Consider the following 21,415-nt stretch of genomic DNA (forward strand, 5'->3'; position numbering starts at 1 on the left):
AAGACCAATAGAAGGAGCATGAAATGAGACTGGGGAACTACAATCGTATTTCGAGAAACTGGAAGTTGCTGGCGGCAGCGACAATGCTTGCCGGTCTGGGCGCCTCCGCCATGCCCGCTGAGGCCAAGACACTGGTCATTGCCCGCGACATGGACATCAACTCCCTGGATATGGACAGGAGCTGGTGCGACACCTGCATGATCTACAACGCAGCGGTCTATGAGGGGCTGCTGGCGTTGGACAAGGACAACAAGGTCGTGCCTGTCATTGCCGAGAGCTGGACGGTCAACGACGATCAGACCGAGTTCACGTTTAAGCTCAATCCCAAGGCCGTTTTTTCCGACGGCTCCAAAGTTGAAGCGAAGGATGTGAAATGGTCGTGGGAGCGCCTGAAGAACATGAAGGGCGGCCCGGCCGACCTCGCCTCATCGATTGCATCGGTTGAGGCTCCCGACGCTCAGACGGTCGTCGTGAAGACCTCGGAGCCGAATTCGGAACTGCTGAACGTTTTGGCGGCAAGCTATTTCGGCGTCATCAACAGCGATGTTGCCCAGTCGGAAGGCAAGGCTACGGCAGCTGAAGACGCCGCGCAGTCCGACCAGGCCGAACCCTGGTTCCTGGCTCATTCGGCCGGCGCAGGTCCATTCGTGCTCGACTCCTACCAGCCGGGTGCCGAACTCCGGCTGAAGCGCAATGAAAACTATTGGCGCGAACCGGCTAAGATTGACGAGGTCGTCATCCGCCAGGTCGGCGACGCTGTGGCCCAGGCCCAGCTTCTGCAGAGTGGTCAGACCGACATCGCAATGAACATCGATCCCGAAACGGCCAAGACGCTCATCGGTCCGGATGTGAAGACGGAATCGGCCCCGTCCAACAATTTTGTCTACCTCGCCATCAGCCCAGGCGCGGTCGCCAATCCGTTCCCGCTCACTCCCGAAATCCGCGAAGCCATTTCGCATGCTATCGACCGCAAGTCGCTTGTCGAATTCACGCTGGGCGAGGGCAACGGCCGGCTGATCTCGGTTCCTTTCCCTCTGGATTTCCCAGGCGCAGCGGGACATGCGATTCCGGAATACGACGTGGAAAAGTCGAAGGAACTGCTCACCAAGGCAGGACATGCCGACGGCTTCACGCTCGAAGCGACCTATCCGAAACTGAACGTCTACGGCGTCGACTTCTCGCTGGCGATGCAGAAGATCCAGCAGGATCTGGCTGCGGTGAACATCAAGCTGGAACTCAAGCCCGTCGAGTTTCCGAACTGGCGCGAGGCGGCCACGAAAGATCACATCCCGATCACCTTCGTCTTCTTCGCGCCCGACTACTACGGAACGTCTCAGTACGTGAACTATTTTGGGCTTGCGCCGGACTCGCCCTGGGCCAAGCGCGGCGGCGCCGAACGCGATCCGTCTTTCGTCCTGCCCGAAACCAAGACGATGCTGGCCGAGGCATTGAAGTCACCACCGGAAAAGGCGGAGAAGATCTACTTTGACATCGGTGAAAAGATTAAGGCGCAGAATATCATCATTCCGATGATGAGCCCGAATACCATTCTGGCTTACGGCAGCAAGGTGCATGGCGTGCGCAATTCGCCAAGCTCCAACGTTCCTCTCTATGAGATCTCGCTCGACGATTGAGAACGGCTTCAGATGTCTGCGAGGCTTGGAAAAGCCTCGCAGACACGCCTCCATCAACCGTAGGAGTTGCACAAAAGCGGTTAGGCAGAACAACTGTGCGGATCCGCTGACACAACTCTGCTTCTTCAGAAACATGGGGCAGAACAAAACTGAATTGTCCTGACTCTCATTGACAGGACAAGCCTCTTAATCGCATTTTCATAATCGATAAAAATCGACTATCGAGGAGATTTTCGTGGCCTATACCGACTTCATTTTCGATGGCTATCGCAGGCGGCTTGCCGAACTCGAGGCCAGCGACAATCCGTTCGCCAAGGGTGTCGCCTATATCGAAGGTGAGCTCTATCCGATCAACGAGGCCCGTATCCCGATTCTGGATCAGGGGTTTCTCCATTCAGATCTGACATATGATGTGCCGTCGATCTGGGACGGTCGGTTCTTCCGTCTTGACGACCACCTTGACCGCTTCGAACGCAGCCTGAAGCAATTGCGACTGCGCAGCCCCCTCGATCGGCACGGCATCCGGCAGAAGCTGGTTGAAATGGCGGCAAGGAGCGGCATCCGGGACGCCTATGTCTGCATGATCGTGACGCGCGGCCTGAAATTCATCCGCCAGTACAGCCCGGATGAGATCGAGAACAACCTCTACCTGATGGTGCAGCCGTTCGTGTGGGTCATGGGCGAAGAGCTGCAGAAGACCGGCGGCTCCGCCATAATCGCGCGGGACGTCCGTCGCGTGCCGCCCGGCGCCATCGACCCGACGGTCAAGAACCTGCAATGGGGCGATTTCGTGCGCGGCATGCTCGAGGCGCGCGATCGCGGCGCCAACTACCCGATCCTGACGGATGGAGACGGCAATCTGACGGAGGGCTCCGGCTTCAACGTCTGCATCATCAAGGACGGTGTTTTGCGAACACCGAAGCGCGGCGTGCTGGAAGGCGTGACGCGCAAGACCGTGCTGGAGGTCGCCCAGTCTCATGGCATCGAATGCCGCGTCGAGGACGTCCCCGTGAGTGCCGCCTATAATTGCGACGAGTTGCTGTTCGTCACCACGGCCGGCGGTGTCATGCCCATCACCAGGCTGGACGGAGCACCGATTGGCGGCGGAGAGGTTGGACCGATCAGCAAGACGATCTGGAAGGCTTACTGGGAAGCCCACTACGATCCGATGCGCAGCTTCGCAATCAACTATTGAGATGTTGCGAAAGTGCGTCGCTGCCAACCGATTCTGGCCGACGCACTTTAAGTCTCTGTTTGGATGCATGTCGTTCTCGCAAGACCGCCACGGACCTTGGTCGACATGCATGGGCGCACAGCCGGCACACCGACAACGATAGGCTCAGGTGAACTTCCATATGTAGGCTGCGGGCTGCCAGAAAGGCCGCGTCCTGGCCGTTGCTGAATTGGCCGTTCAGGCGATCTGGCAAGCGCTCTCGAAGGCTAACCGGGGCAGCCTCGGGAACAGGCCAGCGGGATCGCCATAGCCAAGATTGACCAGGAAATTGCTTTTCCAGCTTGTCCCGGCAAAAAAGGCCTCGTCGACGAGACGGTTCTTGAACCCGGACATCGGGCCGGCATCGAGCCCAAGCATGCGGGCGGCCAGGATAAGATAAGCGCCTTGCAAGGTACCGTTGCGAAACGCCGTCTCATGCGCCACATCCGGGCTCGACGTGAACCATGAGCGCGCATCGGTATGCGGGAAAAGTTCCGGCAGCCGATCGTAGAAAGCCTCGTCATACGCCACGATCGCCGTGACCGGAGCCGCCATGGTCTTGGCCGAATTGCCGCTGCTCAGGGCCGGTCGGAGTTTCTCCTTGGCTTCGGGCGACCTGACGAAGACAAACCTGCCCGGCGAGCAATTCGCCGAAGTCGGCGCCATCTTCAACAGGTCGTAAAGCTGCCTGAGCGTCTCGTCGGAAAGAGGTCTATTCGTCCATTTGTTATGGGTGCGGGCCCTTGTGAAAATACTGTAGTCGTTCATCGCGATCCGCATCGTTTGGGCGTCAAATCGGAAGCGCCCTGCCCCAAGCGAGACCGAGCGCCTGATCATTCGGTAGTTCGCCCCCGAAATGGCTGCGATCCGCATTCCCTCGGACCGCAGCGAGCTCGCTTTCAGCGCGCGACTTTGAGCTTTGCGAGAACCAGCGGGTTCTCATTGGCGGGAATTCGAGTGCGATCAGCCTTCAGCTCTGCGAAGGCTTGTTCGCTTGCCTTCAGCGTCTGATCGATGTCGGCGGCCGTCATGGCCGCATTCAGGAACATGTTATGGTACGGGTGGAAGTAAACCCCGTGTTTGAGAGCATTCGCCACCCAGGCATAACCAAGGCGCATATCCGGATCGTCGCGGAACAGGATTTGCGGCATCTGCGTCGGACCCGTCTGGCGCAGCGAAAAGCCAAAAGCGGCCGCCTGCTCGTCGAGACCCTCCCGCAGCTTTTCTCCCAGCTCCATGGTGTGTTCGAGATATTTGGTTTCGCGGATCAGGCGCAGGGTCTCGATGCCCGCCGCCATCGGAACGGCAGAGAACCAGAACGAACCGGTGGCGAAGATGGAACGGGCTGCTGCGTAGAATCGCTGCGAGCCCATCATTGCCGAGATCGGATGCCCGTTGGCAATCGCCTTGCCCCAGCAACTGATGTCGGGCTCAACACCCAGGAGTGACCAGGAGCAGTCCCGCGCCAGCCTGAAGCCGGCCCGGACATCATCGACAATGAGCGGCGCGTCCACGGCATCGCAAATCTTGCGGACGGCCTGCGCGAATGCCTGGGAGGGAACGAGTTGGTCCGCGAAAACCTCATGCTTGAACGGTGTCGCGAAAATACCGGCGACGTCGCCATCAGCCGACCGCACCGCCGCCTCCAGGCTCTCGATGTTGTTGTATTCATAGGCAATGATCTGGCGCCGCTCGTCGTCGACGATACCGGTCCGGTTCGGGGTGCACCAGGGCTGTGACCCGTGATACGCGCCGGTCGCGACCAGGATCTTGCGGCGCTTCGAATACGCCCGCGCGGTCGTCATCGCCATCGATGTGGCGTCGCTGCCATTCTTGCAGAACATCACCCAGTCGGCATGGGATACCATCGAAACCATCGCTTCGGCCAACTCGACCATCAAATGCGACGGTCCGGTCATGGTGTCGCCGAGCTCTGCCTGCCTGCGAGCCGCGCTTTCGATAATGGAGTTTCCATAACCGAAAAGATTCGGCCCATAAGCGCTCATATAGTCGATATATTCATTGCCATCGACATCCCACACTCTCGTGCCGTTCGCGCGGCTGAAGAACTGGGGGAAGTCAGCCGGTAAAAGCGCTGTCGATTCATGGCCATACATCCCACCTGGTATGACCCGGCGGGCGCGTTCCAGCAGCTCTGAATTGCGACGATTCGACCAAGGCATAATTTTGAAACCCCTGTTTGTGCCGCAGCGTATAACAATAAAAATATCTGCTATCAACGATGAAACCGATGGATTGCCGGTACCTTTTCGGCTACAAACTTCGAAGCCGGACAATGCGCGCGCACTTGGTGCCACTGCAGACCGGCTTGCGGTGCGGAGCATCCCGGGAGAAGTGCTGATGGCAGGCTTGATTGTCGGAGGAGCGAGTTTGCCCTCGGGACTCCCTGTCCGGCGCGCCGGGTAGAGTGCGGCACCGCCAAAGCAGGAAATCAAAATCCAAAAGGGGAATCTATGGACACGATCAAGAATGGTTTGAGCAGACGCAGCGTCCTGAAGCTGGGAGCGGGTACAGCTGCGGCATCGCTTCTTGCGATGCCGGCGATTGGTCGGGCGGCGCCCACGTCGCTCTCCGTCGCCAATGGCGGCGGTGCGCTGGGTGATGCGTTCAAGGCCGCCTGCTTCGACACCTTCGAGAAAAAGACGGGCATCAAGATCATCAGCGCCCCTTACATGGAGGGCGCGCGGCTCAAGGCAATGGTCGAGTCCGGCGCCGTCGACATCGACGTGACCGACACGGATTCATCAGAGGCAGCGCCGCTGGCCGTGGCAGGCCTTCTCGACGAGATCGACTACAGCGTCGTGCCGAAGGAGAGCCTCATCAAGGGGGCCGCCAGCAAATACTGGACTTCGTGTTACGTTGCGGGCTGCGTTCTCAGCTGGAACACGGATGCCGCCGATGGCCGGCCGAAGAACTGGCAGGAGTTCTTCGATCCGAAGATCAAGGGTCGCAGAACACTCTGGAAGAATGCCGCGCAGACCATGGAAGTCGCGGCACTCGGCGCAGGTCAGACGCTAGACAAACTCTACCCGCTTGATCTCGACCGCGCCTTTGCGATGCTCGATGGCATCCGTTCATCCATCACCTGGTGGACGTCCGGCGCCCAGAGCGCGCAGATTCTGGCCAATGGCGACGCCGATTTTGGCATGTGCTGGAATGGTCGCGTCGACCCAGTCAAACAGCAGGGCGGTCCGATCGACTATACGTTCGACTATTCGCTGCATACTCCTGGCATCTGGAGCCTGCCGAAGGGAGGCCGCAACCGCGACGTCGCGATGCAGTTCATCGCCCATTGCATGGATCCTGAGGTCCAGGCCGCCTTCTCCAAGCTGATCCCCTACGGGCCGACGAACGACAAGGCGTTCGACATCCTGTCGCCCGAAGAACGTGCGCGCATGCCGAGCTCTCCGGAGAACAGAAAGCTGTCGGTCCCGATCGACGGCGATTATTGGCTCGAGAACGGGACCAAAATCTACGAGCGCTTCAACACCTGGGTCGTAGCGAAATAGCCGAATCCTCCCAAGTAGGAACTGCGCGGGCAATGCTTTGCTCGCGCAGTTCCTTATTTCGTTCCAATTCGGCCCCTTGCTTGTGCGAGAGCCGGACAATTTTCTGAAGTGATCGCGCTATCCAGAACATCCGGATCGGCAGCTTAGGAACCGTTGACGCCATGAAGCATCGCAGCTTCCTGCTTTACCTGCCCATCACTTTGCTGCTGACACCGTTCTTCCTTGCGCCGATGGCGGTGATCGGGACGCAGAGTTTCAGCGGCCAGCAAGGGATCGCGGCAGAGTACGCCAAGGTCGTCACCGATCAAGGCATTCGAACGGTCCTCTACAACACGTTCTATGTTGCCGCGATGGTGACGATCTTCTCCCTGCTGATCGGCTATCCGATCGCCTATGTGCTCGCGCGGCTCCGCGGGCGATGGGCCACCGTCGGCATATTCCTGATCTTCCTGCCGTTTTGGGCAAGCACAGTCATTCGCTCCTTCGCATGGATGATCCTTCTCGGCCGCAAAGGGCCGGTCAACTCCATCCTGGTCGGCATCGGCTTCATCGAGGATCCGATCCGGTTCATCGACAACGGATTGGGGCTGATGATCGCCATGACATACATCATGGTGCCGTTCATAGTCGTGCCGATCCTCAACGGATTGCGGACCATAGACCCCAATCTTTCGCGTGCCGCCGCCGTCCTGGGCGCCAACCCCTTGCGTCAGTTCCTCGCAGTCACATTGCCGCTTTCCTTGCCCAACGTGGCGGTGGGCTGCACGATCGTGTTCGTAACCTCGCTTGGTTTCTTCGTCACGCCATCCCTTCTGGGAGGAGACCTGACGGTGGTTTCGATGCTGATCAGCGAACAAGCCAACAGGCTGTTGGACTGGCCGCTGGCATCGGCACTGGCGATCATCGTCCTTCTGCTCACGATCGTTATCTTTGCACTCCTGCGGTTCAGCCAATTGGCTTCCCGCCGCACGGGCAAGGCACAGGCGGGAGTTTTCGCGTGAGCGTGCCCGAGAAGAAACTTTGGGCGGCCTGGAGCCGCTTTCTGAACGGCCTGGTTGGGGCGCTCCTCATTGGATTTCTGGTTCCGATCCTGGTCGTCGTGGCAGTATCCTTCCAGAGCAAATCCTATCTTTCGTTTCCCCCGACCGAATTTTCCCTACGCTGGTATCAGCAGTTCATCGGCAACGACGACTACCGCTCGGCAATTCTGAACAGCATGTTGATCGGAGCGTCGGCTGCGGCTCTGGCGACAATTGCCGGAATTTCCACGGCATTGGCCGTCGTTCGCGCTAAGGTGCCGGGCTCCACGATCGTGAGTGCTCTTTCGGTCGCTCCCGCGATTCTTCCGCAAATCGTTCTGGCGATCGGTCTGTTCCCGATCAGCGTATGGCTCGGTCTTCAAGGAACGCTGTGGGCGGTGATCCTGGCGCATGCGGTCATTGGCCTGCCCTTTCCCTTCATCACGGTCTGCGGCGCCCTGGCCTCATACTCCAACCGGATCGAGATCGCTTCGATGACGCTCGGTGCCAATTCGTTCCAGACTTTCCGGCTGATCACCTTCCCGATGATACGGCCGGCAGTTATCGCCGGTTTCATCTTCGCTTTCGCGGCGTCGCTTGACGAGCTGGTGCTCGCGTTGTTCCTGAGCAGCCCATCGACGCGGACGCTGCCTTTGCTGCTGTGGGAGCAGCTCAACTTCCAGGTGACCCCTGAAATCGCTGCCGCGGCCACCGTCATTCTCGCCGTGACCAGCCTACTCATTCTCGCGGCAACTTTGTTGCCCCGTCTCGGCAAGGATAATTAGGATGCTGCAGATGCAAGGTCGATCCGCGACGACAGGTCAGAACCGTGCCGCAGGGGGCGCAGCGGTTTCCATTCGCAATCTTTGCAAGCGGTACAACAATTTCGAAGCCGTGGTGCCCACGTCGGTCGAGATCGATTCCGGCGATTTCTTTGCCATCATCGGACCGAGTGGCTCGGGCAAGTCGACGCTGCTCGGCATGATCGCGGGTTACATCGATCCGACCGCGGGGCAGATCATGGTCGGCGGCCGGGACATCATTCCCGAACCGATCTATCGTCGCAACATCGGCATGGTGTTTCAAAACTACGCGCTGTTCCCACATCTGTCGGTCGCCCAGAACGTGGCCTATCCGCTAAAGATTCGCGGCATTGCGAAAGACGAGATCGCAAAGCGCGTGCGCGAAAGCCTTGCCATGGTGCGACTGGAGGCGTTCGCGTCGCGCATGCCGTCGGAGCTCTCCGGTGGACAGCAGCAGCGCATCGCGCTGGCGCGCGCATCCATCTATCGGCCGTCGATCCTTTTGATGGACGAACCACTCGGCGCGCTCGACAAGAACCTTCGTGACGAGATGCAGGAAGAGATCAAGCGCTTCCAGCAGGAGTTGGGCGCGACCGTCATCTATGTCACTCATGACCAGCAGGAAGCGGCGTTCCTGGCCGATCGCATCGCCATCATGCGCGACGGCGCCATGACACAGATCGGCAGTCCGCGCTCACTGTACGAACAGCCGAGCAGCCGCTTCGTCGCCGAGTTCCTCGGCGAGGCTTCGATCTTTCCGGTCAAATCGGTCTCGCAGAAACAGGCCGGTCAGCCTTGCCAAATCGTGTTGGAAGACGGCACCCGGGCCGCCATCCGCACGGATGGGAATCCCGGCTCGGGCCGCTTCGCCTGCATACGACCGGAGCGCGTCACAGTCGGCCCGAAGGCGCGAGGCCTGGACAATGTCTATACCGGCATAGTGCGCGAGAGCCTGTATACCCCAGGCAGCATCCGCTACCGGGTCGAGCTGGACGGCACTGGCTGCGCGCTGAAGGTGCGCGTGCTGCCCCAGGGCAATACGGAGGTTTTCGAAACCGGAAGCTCGGTCGATGTGGGCTGGTCGGCGGACGACATGACTATTCTCGGCGAATAGTCGTAGCCAATCGTCGACACCACGATCGACGGCCGGGCTCTCCGTTCTTACTTCGGGTTCTGCTGGCCGTAGGTCCTGTATCGGTTCTTGACCACGCTCAGTTCATCGTCCGTCAGCATGACGGGGCGCCCGATCGTCTTGGCAAGCATGTACTGCCGGGCCAGGGTCTCCAGTTTTTCGGTCCGCGCGACCGCGGTGGCGAGATCCGGTCCATAGGCGATCATACCGTGATTGGCGATCAGGCAGGTGTTTCGCTCCGCGAGCGCACGCAGCACGACCTTCGCCAATTCGGCGGTGCCGAAAGGCGCATAGTCGGAGCAGGGAACGTCGTCGCCTCCGAAGGAGGCGATCATGTAATGAAACGGCGGAAGACCCTGCCTCAGGCATGATAGCGCCACGCAGTGGTCAGGATGAGCATGCACCACGGCCTGAGCCTGGGGCAAGGCCTTATAGATCGCCGCATGCATGTTCCATTCGCTCGACGGGCGCATCTGACCGTTCGAGCTGCCATCCAGGGTCATCTCGACCATGGCGGCCTGATCGAGCTTTTCCGGTGAAATGCCCGTCGGCGTTATAAGCATGCCTTCACCCTCGAGCCGCAGGCTGATATTGCCGGAGGTCCCGCTGTTCAAACCTTTTGACGCGATGGCGCGCACCGCATCGACAAGCGACTGACGCATGGTCGACTGCATCATTGGACCCTCGCCTGCGGCGGCCATTCATCGAGATAGGGTTCGATCCTTACCGGCCGGCGCATCTCGTCGAGCACGGTGGAAAAAACGTCAAGCCCGCCAAGCTTGCCGGACTTGAGCATCAACGCGACCGGGAACGGCATTTCGGCAACCATCCGTCCCGTGCCCAAGCCCTGATAAGGTCCAACGACGAAGCGCGTGATGGGTAGTTTGGGAACAATGGCTCCGGCCGTTTCGCCACCGGCGATGACAAGCCGCCGAACGCCGTGTTCGAAGATCAGGCGTTGTGCGAGATCAGTCAGGAAATCTTCCGCGGCCCGGGCGACCACGTCGCGCCCATATCTGCCTTGAAGGCGTTCGACTTCGTCTTGCGGCGCCATCGTGGCGATCGCGATCGCCCGGCCCGAGCTGATCGCGCGATCGGCGGATAGCAAGGCCGGGGCAAGCACATCCTCGCCGCCCATGACACGGGATAGATCGATCGTGACGACCTCGTTTTGGCGGCCGAAATCAGCGAGCTGCTCGGCGGTGCGAGGTGCCACGCTGCCGGCGAGGACGACGGCGGGGCCCTCTACCGCCGGCAACTCGGCCGGCTGAGGATCGGCAAGCTTGCCGTCGCGCCGCCATGAGGTCGGAAGATGAGCGGCTACCGACGCGTTTCCGGTCAGCAAAGGCATCCGGGCCGCCGCCTCGGCGATCGAAGCCAGATCGCGCTCATAGATCGTATCGATCACAGCAAAACGTATGCCCTCCCCTGTGAGCATGTCGCATTGTTCCATGATTGCGTCCGCGCCCCGATCCACGACTGGATGCGCAACGAGTCCGACCGGGCACCGGCTTTGCGCGGCAAGCACGCGAACGATGTTGGAATCGGTCATCGGCGTGAGCGGGTCGAACCGCTTGGGCGACTCCGCCAGGATCTGCGAACCGCCGAACATATAGCCCTGAAACACCGTCCGTTGCGTCTCGCAAAGGGCAGGACAGAAGAGGACCAGTTTAGCGCCGAGCAGATCGGCGAGCGCTTCCGCGCACGGGCCGATATTTCCGGCCGGAGTGGAATCGAAAGTCGCGCAGTATTTAAAGAATATCTGGTCGCAGCCTGCCGAAAGCAGTCGTCGAGCCGCGCGTATGACGAGATCGACCGCATCTTGCGCCGGTATTACGCGTGTCTTCAACGCGATGACATGCGCGAGCGAGCCCGTGGGGATGTTCGCGCCGATGTCGGTTGCAAAGCTCGTCGGCACCCCCCGCGCCACCAGCATGGACGCTAGTTCGGACCCGCCGGTGAGGTCGTCGGCAATCCCGCCGAACAGCAGCGGGCGCTCTCGTTCTGCCAACATCCACCTATTCTCCCTAAGCCCTGTCCAGCCTTGAATAGCGACACCCGGTGCCTCGGCAATCACGAACACTCATGTCAAGCCGAGAAATGCCTGGGCCAGGGCCAGTTGGCCGTCCATCATCTGGCGACCGAACAGCAACCGGCAACCTTTGTCTTCCGCAGCCTGCAGCAGCCTGGTCTTTTCAGGCCTCATGACAATGTCGGCAACGATCATGTCTGATGAAAGCGTCGCTAAGTCGACCGGGTCGCCGTCATCCTTGCCGGCCATCCCCAATGATGTCGCGTTAACGACCATGTCGAAGCCGCTGGCGTCGGTATCGCCAATCCGAACCCGCACGCCGGGATAGGCGGCAGAGACCGAACTGACGAGGGCGAGAGCCTTGCCCTGGTTACGATTTGAGATGACCAGCTCCGCGACGCCCGCCTCGGCCAAAGCAAAAGCCACACTGCGCCCGGCGCCGCCTGCTCCCAGCAAGAGCACACGCAGCCCCCCGAGCTCGATGCCGGCCTCAGCGGCGCCGCGCACGAACCCGCTGCCGTCGACATTGTCGCCGGTCAGCTTTCCGTCCGGATCGCGTCGAATGTAGTTGACGCTTCCGATGGTCCGGGCACGGGCAGTCAGCTCGTCCAGCAATGGCAGAACGGGAATCTTATGCGGAATGGTGACGCCCGATCCGACACAGTTCCGAAATCCCCGCAACGCGTCGATGGCGGCGGCCAGGTGCTGCGCTCCGACATGTACGGGAACGCAGATGAAGTCATGACCGCTGGCGCGGATGAAAGCCGTGATGGCTTCCGTTCCGACCACATGCGAGACCGGGTCCGCCATCAGCAGCATGATTTTGGTCTGCCCGGTTATGCGGCGTGTATCCATCCATCCCTCCGCAGGTCCAGCTTTGTAGTATGACAAATATCGACTACGTTCTCGATCCGCCAACCTATCCCAGACGGACCCGCACTGGTAGCATTTGCGCCTCTTCTATATGAAACTCAAGTGATTTTCGGGACGGATCGACTGACGCCCACGACCATGTCTGCCGCAGCAATTTCCCTCAGAATGCCAGTTGATAACAAATAAGTTTCTCTGTAATCCTAACGCTCTCTCACATTACGCTGGCTTGGCCACGCAGAGGATTCCACCGATGTCAAAGCGGCAAATGCATCTGATAGGCTACGTGCTGGCGGGGCCCACCTGGCATCATTACGGAAGCTGGCGGCATCCGGAGAGTGACGGTTTGGACATGCTCGATCCCGCCCGCTACGAGGAGATCGCCCGCGTCCTGGAACATGGCAAATTCGACGGACTGTTCTTCGTCGATTTCCTGATGCTGTTCGATTCATATGCGGGCGGTTACCGCACCAACCTGAAAGAAGGCGGTCAGCAGTGCATGATGGACCCGATGCAGCTTCTTGCCGCCATGGCCCGCGTCACCTCGCGCATCGGCCTCGCATCGACCATGTCGACGACCTTCTACCATCCCTTCCACATCGCGCGCGCCTTTGCCTCGCTCGACCATATCAGCAAGGGCCGCGCCGGATGGAACGTGGTCACATCCGCTATGGATCGCGAGGCCAAGAACTTCGGCATGGATGCGCTGATGGACAAGAACAAGCGCTACGACATGGCCGACGAGGTGCTCGAGGCCTGCAATGGGCTTTGGAAGAGCTGGGAGCCGGGAGCGGTCGTCGGCGATCGCGACAACAACGTCTTTGCCGATCCCGAAAAGGTTCACTACGTGAACTACCAAGGCAATTACGTGCGCACCAGCGGCCCCCTGACGGTGCCAAGCTCGCCGCAGGTCAAGCCGGTCATCATGCAGGCAGGCTCATCGCCGCGTGGCCGCGAATTCGCGGGGCGCTGGGCCGAGGTCATCTTCACGCTGCAGAACTCCAAGGAGCACATGCAGGCCTTCTATCGCGACATCAAGGATCGAGTCGTCAGCAGCGGCAGACGGCCCAATGAATGCGCCATCGTTCCCGCCGTCGACATCGTTCTCGGAGACACGGAATCGATCGCGAAGGAACGCGCCGCAGCCATCAACGAGTATGCAAGCCCCACGCTCGGCGTCGCCGAGATTTCGAACGCCCTCGGCGTCGACATGTCCAAGGAGCCCCTCGACAAGCCCTTGGAGGACCTGGAGCTGTCCCAAGGCTGCCGCGGAATCCTCGATGTGATGCTCCAGGGGACGAAGAAGGACGGGCTCACGCTGGGACAGGCCGGCAAGGCCTGGGCGACCAGCCAGATGACACCGCAGTTGATCGGCACGCCGAAAATGATCGCCGACCACTTGCAGGACTTCTTCGAGGCAGAATGCTGCGACGGCTTCATGATATGCCCGTCAATCAGCCCCGGAACCTACGTCCAGTTCGTCAAGACCGTGGTCCCCGAACTGCAACGCCGAGGAATATTCCGCAAGGAGTATCAGTACGCGACGTTCCGCGAGAATCTGCAGAACTGACGGGTCGAAATCCGGGGCGGCAGCGAGCGGTTCAGTATTGTGAACCGCCAAGCCGCTCTATTCTTGTCCCGTCAGGCGCGCTGGAAGACTCTACTCGCCGAGATCGCGAGGCACGAGAATTTCCGGAAGATAGCAGCGCAGATAGGCGATGCCCGCCAAATGCGCTTCCGCGACATAGTCCTCCCTGATGTAACCGTTCTCGCTGTAGGACAATGAGAAAACGCCATCTATCATGGCGAAGTATGTGGCGAGACGGCGTTCCCAATCTGGCACTGCCGGCACATGGAAGTAGTAGGAAAGCAGCTGCGACCTGCCGTCGACGAGCCGGTGGTATTGCGATATGTCGGCGCTTTTGACCTCCACGCTGATATTGGCGCCAAGAAACAATCGTAGCGCCGCGGGGTGGCTGTTGTGGTATTCGGCCGCACTTATCACCTTCTGCCGAAACAGATCCTGCCAACGCGCCGGCCGAATCTCCAGCCGGAGCATCGAGAGCTCGAGCAACGCGTTGTGGTGCACTTCCGCAAGCGCAAGCAGTGCCGCTTCCGTGCTGGGGAAGAAGTGGTAGACCGACGCGTTCGGCACCTTTGCCTTGGCAGCTATCTGATAAAGCCCGATATCCTGAACATTGCTGGTTGCAAGCAGCTCGTCCAGCGCGTCGAGCAGCTTGCGAAAACGCACTTGCCCGGGTTTGCGCTGAGGCTGCCGCGCGACGATGCGCTTCGGCTGCCGATCCGCAGCGGCCTTCTCATCGACATCGTTGCTCATCATCACCTCGAATTGCGGAAAGCCTTGATTCCGAGACAAAAAGAAACCCGTCCAGAGGTCAAGACACCAGCCCTTGCAAGCGATCGACCCAGTCTTGGCGAATGCTTCGGCTTAAATCTGCGGCTTGAGCGCTCGCAGCCCTGAACATTGCCTGACAAGACTGGCCGTCAACTGCGCGGTTCTCGAGTTTCTACCAAGAGATGCTCGTTGTTTGTCATCGTCGCATCCCGCCGCATCCTGTCGTAAAGCCAGGCGCAGAATTTCTCGCAGCTATGCTTGCGGATTTGTCCGGCTGGCTCGACTACATAGTAGTTGGAAGCCTTCACTCTGTAGGGGGCGACATCCATCGCCGGCACCAACACGCCGCTCGCAAAGAGATCGTCCACCAGAGGACTTCCTCCCAGGGCGATCCCCTGCCCGCTCAATGCCGCTTGCATCAGGACCGAGAAGTTGTTGACCGTGATCTGATGCTTGCCTTTTGCCGCCTCGACGCCATGGGCATGGAACCAGTCGCTCCAGCCCCCGCCTTGCACCGAGCGTCCTTCGATGCCGAGCAGCATCTCGCCCAACAGATCGGCAGGGCGGGTTGGACGCTTACGGCCATCCCAATAGGATGGATGGCACACGGGCGTCACTTCGCAACCGACCAGGAACCCGGCGGACATGGACGGCCATGAGCCGCCGCCGAAACGAATAGTCATATCGATCCGCTGCTTCGAAATGTCGACGAGTTCGTCGTTCACCGCCAGGCGCAGATCCACGTCCGGGTTGAGCTTGCTGAACTCGGCAAGCCGCGGCGCCAGCCAATAGGTGCCAAAAGCGTGGGTTGTGCCCACGACGATTGCCTGCGGGTCGCGCAACTCCCTGACCCGATCCGCGAGTGAAGCGATTGCCGTCAGGTGCATGGGCAGCGACGCATTCAGCATGGCGCCGGCGGGTGTCAGCTCGATCGACCGATGTCCCCTCTCGAAAAGCGGAATCTGGAGGAAATTCTCGAGCTCGCGAATCTGCCTGCTGATAGCCGCCTGGGTGATGTTCAATTCGTCGGCCGCCTTGGTGAAGCTCAACAGCCGCGCGGCTGCTTCAAACGAGATGAGCGACGCCAGGGAAGGGATGCTTTTGCGCAGCAAAGACATAAGGATTTTTAATGCCAAACGGCCTTGATCCGCAAGTCAGCGCTTGCCCGCCGCCCCCATTGCGCCGCACATTTTGCGCACCAAATCCTGATTTCCGCTGAAAACTGGTGCAGCCGGAAATATCGGGGCATAGCAAAGGCTTAGTGGTAGCAGCGGTTTTGGCTGCGTAAGTGCTGGCAAAAGGATTTGTTATGGGTTGTCGAGAATTTTGCGCGTTTACGCCCTGATCGCCCTTAGGCATGCTCGCAATACCGAAAGCGCGATCATAGGACGCACCGCACATGAACGCCCCCGTCATCGCCAAGCCCGCCGCTCTGCCGATTGGCCCCGACCTTTTCAAGACGGTTTCCAGCCATTGGCCATCGGGGGTGGCGGTGATCACGACAGCCGCCGGAGACGGCAGCCTGCATGGCTTGACCATGAGTGCCGTCATTGCACTGTCGTTGGATCCGATGCAGTTCCTGATCTCGCTCGACAAGACATCCAACACGCTGCCGGTGCTGAAAGCGACCAAGCGGTTCTGCATCAATTTCCTCAGCCGGGAGCAGCAGGACATCTGCATGCTATTCGCCAGCAAGGCTGCCGATAAATTCGCTTCCGTCAGCCACCGTCTCTCTGACCTTGGCTTGCCTCTCATCGAGGGCGCTGTTTCCTGCATCAGCTGTGACGTGAGCAGCATCATTCCGAGCGGCGACCATGAGATCATGATCGGCGACGTCCGCGATATCGAGCACTTCGGTGGCGAGCCGCTCATCCATTTCAAGCGGACGTTCCATCAAGTGCAGCCCGGCTGAGCTGCCTGCTCTGAAATTTACGTCCTCCCACAGTCAAATTTCGCAAGACTGCAAACCGCGGGGCGGACAACATCGGCGATGGAGTCTGCCTCGCAGTCTGTGTGTCCGCTCGGGCGGAGGAAGGGCTACGAGCCCTTCTCCGGGACTGCGCTAGGCGATGAACGCCTCGGCGACGCTGCGGATGCCGGCGGCGTCGAGCTTGTAGTGGGCGTAGAGATGGGTGGGCGGCGCGATCAGGCTGTACTCGTCGTAGATGCCGTGGCGCTTGAGCTTTACGCCGAGTCCCTCGTCGGCAAGCACTTCGGCGACCGCACTGCCAAGTCCACCCAGGACGTTGTGCTCCTCGACCGTCATGATCTTCTTTGAGCGGGACGCCGCATCGAGAATGGCCTCGCGGTCGAGCGGCTTGATGCACGCCATGTCGATCACGCCGACGGATCTCCCACCCGCGTTCATGGCTCTGGCGGCCTCGAGCGCGCCATGCACAGCCATCCCGCAGGCGATAATGGTCAGTTCCTCTCCCTTGAGATGCTCATGCGCCTTGCCGAACGCGAATGTCGGCAAGCCGTCATAGACGACGGGATCGCGGCCGCGGCCGATGCGGAAATAGATCGGCCTGTCGTAGTCGGCGGAGGCGCGGATCGCCGCTTCCAGTTGCGGACCATCCGCCGGCGACACCACCGCAAGATCGGCGATCGAGCGCATGATCGCGATGTCTTCCGTAGCATGGTGCGATGTGCCGTAGAAGCCGAGCGAGATGCCAGTATGATGGCCGATGAGGCGAACCGGTTGCGCGGAATATGCGACGTCCATCCTGATCTGCTCGCAGGCGAGCAGGGCCAGGAAGGATGCGAAAGTCGCCACGAATGGCACAACGCCGCAAGTCGCGATGCCGGCGGCGGTGCTCACCATATTCTGCTCCGATATGCCGAAGGAGATGTAGCGGTCCGGATACGCGGCGGCGAAGCGGTTCAGGCCGTTTGAATATTGCAAGTCGGCCGAGCCGGCCATGACATTGTGGCCTGACTTCACGAGATCGATGAGCCCGTTGGACAAATGATCGAGGCCGGGATTGACCGCATTCAGGGCGCGGTATTGCCAGGAATTGGGAGAAAGCGGACCGTTCATTTCAAGCATCCAGTGCGTTTATCTCAGCGATTGCCTTTTCGGCATCGGAAGGGTCGAGATAGCCCAGGTGCCAGCCCGGCTCGGTCTCCATGTATGAAACGCCCCTGCCCTTTCTGGTCTGCGCGATGATCATGCAGGGCTTCGTGCGCTCGTCATCAGCCCTCACCCGTCGCAGCAGCTCCGTTACCTTCGCCACGTCATGGCCGTCTACCTGATGAACTTCCCAGCCGAATGCGCGCCATTTCTCATCGAGCGGCTCGATGTTCATCAGCTCGTCGACACGGCCATCCAGTTGGTAGCCATTGCGGTCGATGATGGCGATGAGGTTGCTGGCCCGGTGCTGGGCCGCGTTGATCGCAGCCTCCCACACCTGCCCTTCCTGCATCTCGCCGTCGCCCATCATGCAGAAGACCCGATAGTCCTTCTCTCCGGTCCAACGCTGCGCCAGCACCATGCCCAACGCGTTCGAGAGCGCATGACCGATCGAGCCCGACGAGAAGTCGACGCCGGGCACTTTCCTCATGTCGGGATGATCGCCAAGCGGGCTGCCGAGGCGCGTGTATTGGTCGAGCCACTCTTTCGGGAAGTAGTCGAGATCGGCATAGATCGGAAACAAGCCGACGGCGGCGTGCCCCTTGCCGATCGTGAAACGGTCGCGCCCGGCCCATTTGGGATCGCCCCGGCGCAACCGCATGACGTCGTAATAGAGCGCCGCAAAGATTTCCGCCGCCGAGAACACCGAAGTGTAATGGCCGGTCTTCGCGATCTCGATCAGCCGGATCGTTTCCAGCCGCACAAAACGGGCGCGCTCCCTGAGCATTGCCACAACTTCCGGCGTCGGCTCGAAACTGTTGCTCCGCGCCTTGTTCGTTGAAGAACCGCTCATTTCATTCCTCGATCAGGTTCATAGTTCCGCATCCGGCCAAGGCCGCGTTCCGACAGAATCAGGCGCGCAGATTTTCCCGGAACGTCTTGCCGGTGTAATCCCGGCGGTAAATACCCCTGCGCTGGAGTTCGGGCACTACCGACTTCACGAACTGGTAGAACGATCCGGGGGTAATCGACGGACAGATGACGAAGCCGTCGCAAGCTTCCGCCTCGAAAAGCTCGTGTATGTGATCGGCAATCATCATCGGCGTCCCGATCAGCTGCGGCGACATCTGCGTCGTCGCGTACTGGTATCCGGCATCGCGCAGCGTTTTCCCTTTGCCGCCGCTCATGATGATGTCGAATACGCCTCGAGCGCCTTGCGTGATCTCCATCTCGCTGAGCGGCTGATCCATCGGGAAGCCGGACAGATCGACGCCGATATGGTTCGACATCTCGGAAAGACCAAGCTCGGCATTGGCCAGCGAGTTGATGTAGTCGGCTCGCTCCCGCGCGATCGACTCCGTTTCGCCGATGACGATATCGGTCGCCGGCAGAATGGCGCAGTGCGAAGGATCACGCCCGGCATTGGCAACGCGATCCTTGATGTCGCGATAGAAGGCCGTCATGTCAGCCTTGTTGTTCTGCAGCGTGAAGACGATCTCAGCCCAGCGAGCAGCGAACTGGCGCCCGCGTTCCGAAGACCCCGCCTGCATAAGCACTGGGCTGCCCTGCGGGGAATGTGGCGTCATCAGCGGGCCACGCGTCCTCACATATTTGCCGGCGTAGTTGGCGTAACGGACTTTTCCGGGATCGCCGAAAATGCCGGCATGCCGATCGAGCACCAGCGCATCTGCCCCCCAACTGTTCCAGAGCGCCGTGCAGGCCTCGACCACTTCGTCGGCATAGTCGTAGCGTTGCGCCTTATCCAGCAGCCGGTCCATGCCGTAGTTCTGCGCTTCGCGATCGGTCGCCGAGGTGACGATGTTCCAGGCGGCCCTGCCCCCGCTGATGTGGTCGAGCGACGCGAAGGCGCGGGCAATATGGAACGGGTGATAGAGCGAGGTCGACATGGTCGCCGACAGCCCGATGTGCTTGGTCACCCGCGCCATCGCTGTCAGCATCTGCAATGGGTCGAGCATGCACATATGCCCGCCATATTTGATGCACGGATCGACGACGCCACCATAGGTATCGTAGAGGGTCTGGACATCGACGAAGAACAGCCCGTCGAACTTTCCGTCTTCCAGGATGCGAGCGATGTTCTCGTAGCGGACGGGATTCAGGAAGTCGGTCCCATCACTTTCGTCGTGGCGCCAGCTGCCGTTGTTGTGCCATGACGGACCGATCGTGCAGTAGCCGACGAAATGCAGCTGGCGTCCCATGGAACTCACCCAAATTCGCCCGTACTGGGCCTGAAATGTGCCGGACGCACCGTGTCTCTGCGAAAGAAACTCTTATGCGTCACGGCGTGTAGCAGCCTTCGGACGCGTCTCGCTGAGACATGACAAATCCGCCGATTGCGCCTGCTTTATGCACTCCTCGGCCGCGCCGTACACTTGCAAAATCCTTTGGTCAGCATAACCTTTCATTATACTGCGTCCGGGGAAGCGGCCTGCGCCGCATCATCAAGCGGCCGAAGGCGAATACTGGCGCACAACGCCTTGATCAATGAGGCTTTCGACATCCTCGGGGGCATAGCCAAGCACCTCCGACAGCACGGCGGTCGTATCCTCGCCAAGCATGGGCGGGGCTTTATATGAGGCGTCGCGTTGAGCGCTGAGCCCCTGGGCCGGCCTGACGAGCGACACCGGTCCGATGTGTGGGCTGTGCAAGGTCTGCACCACGTCACGGGCCTTGACCGTCGGACTTTCGAAAGCTTCGGGCACAGACTTCACCTCGCCTGCGGGAACGCCATGGCGCAAGCAGGCCTCCATCCAATGATGGCGGGTGTTGGAGCGGAACGATTGGCTCAACGTGGCGAGCAGACTGTCGCGGTTCAGCGCCCGTGCCGCCGCGGTCTTGTAGAGAGGATCCTTGGCAAGCTCCGGAACGCCCACGACCTTCTCACACAGCGCTGCGAATTGCTTGTCGTTGCCCACGGCGAGCGCGAAGCTGCCGTCGGAACACTCGCAGATCTGATAAGGCACCACTGTAGGGTGAGCGTTGCCGTAGCGCCGCGGAATGACACCGGCGTTCAGGTAGCCGCTGCCCACATTGATCAAGGTGTTCAGGGCGCATTCCAGCAGCGAGATGTCGATGTACTGCCCCTGACCGGTTTCCCGGCGCTGATAAAGCGCCGCCAGAACCGATTGAACCGAAACCATGCCGGCAATGATGTCTGTCATGGCGACGCCTATACGCTGAGGCTCTCCATCCACGGGACCGGTGATCGACATCAGGCCACTCTCTGCCTGGACTACGAAATCATAGCCTGGCCGATCCCACTCGGGCCCGGTTTGTCCGTAGCCTGAGATAGAGCAGTAGATGATACTGGGGTTGATTGCCTTTAGCGTCTCGTAGTCGATCTTCAGCCGCTGAACCGTACCGGCCCGGAAATTCTCGATCACGACATCGGCCTTCGCGGCCAGACGATGAATGATTTCGTGCCCCCTGGGATGCTTGATGTCGACCGCTATGCTGGACTTGCCGCGATTTGCGCAAAGGTAGTAGGTGCTGACGCCCTTGTAGCTCGGCACCGACCAGGCACGGGTATCGTCGCCGCCATCGATATTCTCGATCTTCCAAACCTCGGCACCGAGATCGGCCAGGCTCATCGTCGCCCAGGGACCGGCCAATACACGGGAAAGGTCCAGCACCTTGATGCCGGCCAGCGGCAAGCCGGATGCGACTTCGCCCGCAGGCTTCTCCCCGACGGATTCCGACATAGGTTCTCGCTTCCTTGCTCGAGCTTGCTAC

20 protein-coding genes are annotated in these 21,415 nt (G+C 60.2%); 8 read left to right on the plus strand and 12 right to left on the minus strand.

Going from position 1 to position 21,415, the window contains the following annotated elements:
* Window positions 1–23: 23 nt before the first annotated feature.
* Both SAZ10_RS18860 and SAZ10_RS18865 read left to right on the plus strand, forming a co-directional pair.
* Window positions 24–1,634: an ABC transporter substrate-binding protein gene (locus SAZ10_RS18860; RefSeq protein WP_412535244.1), complete on the plus strand. Its 1,611-nt coding sequence runs from the start codon at window positions 24–26 to the stop codon at window positions 1,632–1,634.
* A gap of 235 nt (window positions 1,635–1,869) precedes the next feature.
* On the plus strand, window positions 1,870–2,829 hold the full coding sequence (locus SAZ10_RS18865; RefSeq protein ID WP_318610902.1) for an aminotransferase class IV: 960 nt from the start codon (window positions 1,870–1,872) through the stop codon (window positions 2,827–2,829).
* A gap of 216 nt (window positions 2,830–3,045) precedes the next feature.
* Here the strand turns inward: SAZ10_RS18865 and SAZ10_RS18870 are convergent, their stop codons facing one another.
* Together SAZ10_RS18870 and SAZ10_RS18875 are read right to left on the minus strand one after the other, a co-directional pair.
* On the minus strand, window positions 3,046–3,615 hold the full coding sequence (locus SAZ10_RS18870) for a malonic semialdehyde reductase (protein WP_412535245.1): 570 nt from the start codon (window positions 3,613–3,615) through the stop codon (window positions 3,046–3,048).
* Between the two features lie 131 nt (window positions 3,616–3,746).
* Entirely contained in the window at window positions 3,747–5,144 is a 1,398-nt protein-coding gene (locus SAZ10_RS18875) for an aminotransferase class III-fold pyridoxal phosphate-dependent enzyme (RefSeq protein ID WP_318610903.1), read from the minus strand.
* Window positions 5,145–5,321: 177 nt separating this feature from the next.
* Between SAZ10_RS18875 and SAZ10_RS18880 the strand changes: the two genes are divergently transcribed.
* The 4 genes from SAZ10_RS18880 to SAZ10_RS18895 all read left to right on the plus strand — a co-directional run bounded on the left by SAZ10_RS18880 (window position 5,322) and on the right by SAZ10_RS18895 (window position 9,313).
* Window positions 5,322–6,377 (plus strand): extracellular solute-binding protein, encoded by a 1,056-nt coding sequence (locus tag SAZ10_RS18880; protein WP_318610904.1) that lies wholly within the window; start codon window positions 5,322–5,324, stop codon window positions 6,375–6,377.
* A 161-nt stretch (window positions 6,378–6,538) separates the two neighbouring features.
* Window positions 6,539–7,378, plus strand: coding sequence for an ABC transporter permease (locus SAZ10_RS18885; RefSeq protein ID WP_318610905.1), 840 nt, complete (start codon window positions 6,539–6,541; stop codon window positions 7,376–7,378).
* Window positions 7,375–8,181, plus strand: coding sequence for an ABC transporter permease (locus SAZ10_RS18890; protein WP_318610906.1), 807 nt, complete (start codon window positions 7,375–7,377; stop codon window positions 8,179–8,181). Before SAZ10_RS18885 ends, SAZ10_RS18890 begins: the two co-directional genes overlap by 4 nt.
* A gap of 10 nt (window positions 8,182–8,191) precedes the next feature.
* Window positions 8,192–9,313: an ABC transporter ATP-binding protein gene (locus SAZ10_RS18895; RefSeq protein WP_318610907.1), complete on the plus strand. Its 1,122-nt coding sequence runs from the start codon at window positions 8,192–8,194 to the stop codon at window positions 9,311–9,313.
* A 47-nt stretch (window positions 9,314–9,360) separates the two neighbouring features.
* On the opposite strand, the gene SAZ10_RS18900 is transcribed toward SAZ10_RS18895, so the two are convergent.
* The 3 genes from SAZ10_RS18900 to SAZ10_RS18910 all read right to left on the minus strand — a co-directional run bounded on the left by SAZ10_RS18900 (window position 9,361) and on the right by SAZ10_RS18910 (window position 12,218).
* Window positions 9,361–10,008, minus strand: a complete 648-nt coding sequence (locus SAZ10_RS18900) for a class II aldolase/adducin family protein (protein ID WP_318610908.1) — start codon at window positions 10,006–10,008, stop codon at window positions 9,361–9,363.
* Entirely contained in the window at window positions 10,005–11,345 is a 1,341-nt protein-coding gene (gene otnK / locus SAZ10_RS18905; RefSeq protein WP_318610909.1) for a 3-oxo-tetronate kinase, read from the minus strand. Before otnK ends, SAZ10_RS18900 begins: the two co-directional genes overlap by 4 nt.
* A 69-nt stretch (window positions 11,346–11,414) precedes the next feature.
* Window positions 11,415–12,218, minus strand: a complete 804-nt coding sequence (locus SAZ10_RS18910; RefSeq protein WP_318610910.1) for a shikimate dehydrogenase — start codon at window positions 12,216–12,218, stop codon at window positions 11,415–11,417.
* A gap of 268 nt (window positions 12,219–12,486) precedes the next feature.
* Here SAZ10_RS18910 and SAZ10_RS18915 point away from each other — a divergent pair, with 268 nt between their 5' ends.
* Complete coding sequence (locus SAZ10_RS18915; RefSeq protein WP_318610911.1) at window positions 12,487–13,803, plus strand: LLM class flavin-dependent oxidoreductase; 1,317 nt, start codon at window positions 12,487–12,489, stop codon at window positions 13,801–13,803.
* Window positions 13,804–13,893: 90 nt separating this feature from the next.
* Here SAZ10_RS18915 and SAZ10_RS18920 read toward each other — a convergent pair whose 3' ends face one another.
* From SAZ10_RS18920 to SAZ10_RS18930, 3 genes are all read right to left on the minus strand, one after another.
* Window positions 13,894–14,574 (minus strand): TetR/AcrR family transcriptional regulator, encoded by a 681-nt coding sequence (locus SAZ10_RS18920; protein WP_318610912.1) that lies wholly within the window; start codon window positions 14,572–14,574, stop codon window positions 13,894–13,896.
* 164 nt (window positions 14,575–14,738) lie between these two features.
* Window positions 14,739–15,638 (minus strand): LysR substrate-binding domain-containing protein, encoded by a 900-nt coding sequence (locus tag SAZ10_RS18925; protein WP_318610913.1) that lies wholly within the window; start codon window positions 15,636–15,638, stop codon window positions 14,739–14,741.
* A gap of 16 nt (window positions 15,639–15,654) precedes the next feature.
* Window positions 15,655–15,990: a hypothetical protein gene (locus SAZ10_RS18930; RefSeq protein WP_318610914.1), complete on the minus strand. Its 336-nt coding sequence runs from the start codon at window positions 15,988–15,990 to the stop codon at window positions 15,655–15,657.
* Between SAZ10_RS18930 and SAZ10_RS18935 the strand changes: the two genes are divergently transcribed.
* Window positions 15,989–16,501 (plus strand): flavin reductase family protein, encoded by a 513-nt coding sequence (locus tag SAZ10_RS18935; RefSeq protein ID WP_318610915.1) that lies wholly within the window; start codon window positions 15,989–15,991, stop codon window positions 16,499–16,501. The two genes, SAZ10_RS18930 and SAZ10_RS18935, sit on opposite strands and share 2 nt — an antisense overlap.
* A gap of 150 nt (window positions 16,502–16,651) precedes the next feature.
* Here the strand turns inward: SAZ10_RS18935 and SAZ10_RS18940 are convergent, their stop codons facing one another.
* From SAZ10_RS18940 to SAZ10_RS18955, 4 genes are all read right to left on the minus strand, one after another.
* The gene (locus SAZ10_RS18940; RefSeq protein ID WP_318610916.1) at window positions 16,652–17,629 is read right to left on the minus strand and encodes a transketolase family protein; all 978 of its coding nucleotides are present in this window, start codon (window positions 17,627–17,629) and stop codon (window positions 16,652–16,654) included.
* Between the two features lies 1 nt (window position 17,630).
* Window positions 17,631–18,515 (minus strand): transketolase, encoded by an 885-nt coding sequence (locus SAZ10_RS18945; protein ID WP_318610917.1) that lies wholly within the window; start codon window positions 18,513–18,515, stop codon window positions 17,631–17,633.
* A 58-nt stretch (window positions 18,516–18,573) separates the two neighbouring features.
* Window positions 18,574–19,881: an LLM class flavin-dependent oxidoreductase gene (locus SAZ10_RS18950; protein ID WP_318610918.1), complete on the minus strand. Its 1,308-nt coding sequence runs from the start codon at window positions 19,879–19,881 to the stop codon at window positions 18,574–18,576.
* A 243-nt stretch (window positions 19,882–20,124) separates the two neighbouring features.
* The gene (locus SAZ10_RS18955; protein ID WP_318610919.1) at window positions 20,125–21,384 is read right to left on the minus strand and encodes a CaiB/BaiF CoA-transferase family protein; all 1,260 of its coding nucleotides are present in this window, start codon (window positions 21,382–21,384) and stop codon (window positions 20,125–20,127) included.
* Window positions 21,385–21,415: the final 31 nt, after the last annotated feature.

The organism is Mesorhizobium sp. BAC0120 (assembly GCF_033542235.1).
Lineage (GTDB): Bacteria > Pseudomonadota > Alphaproteobacteria > Rhizobiales > Rhizobiaceae > JAWRCU01.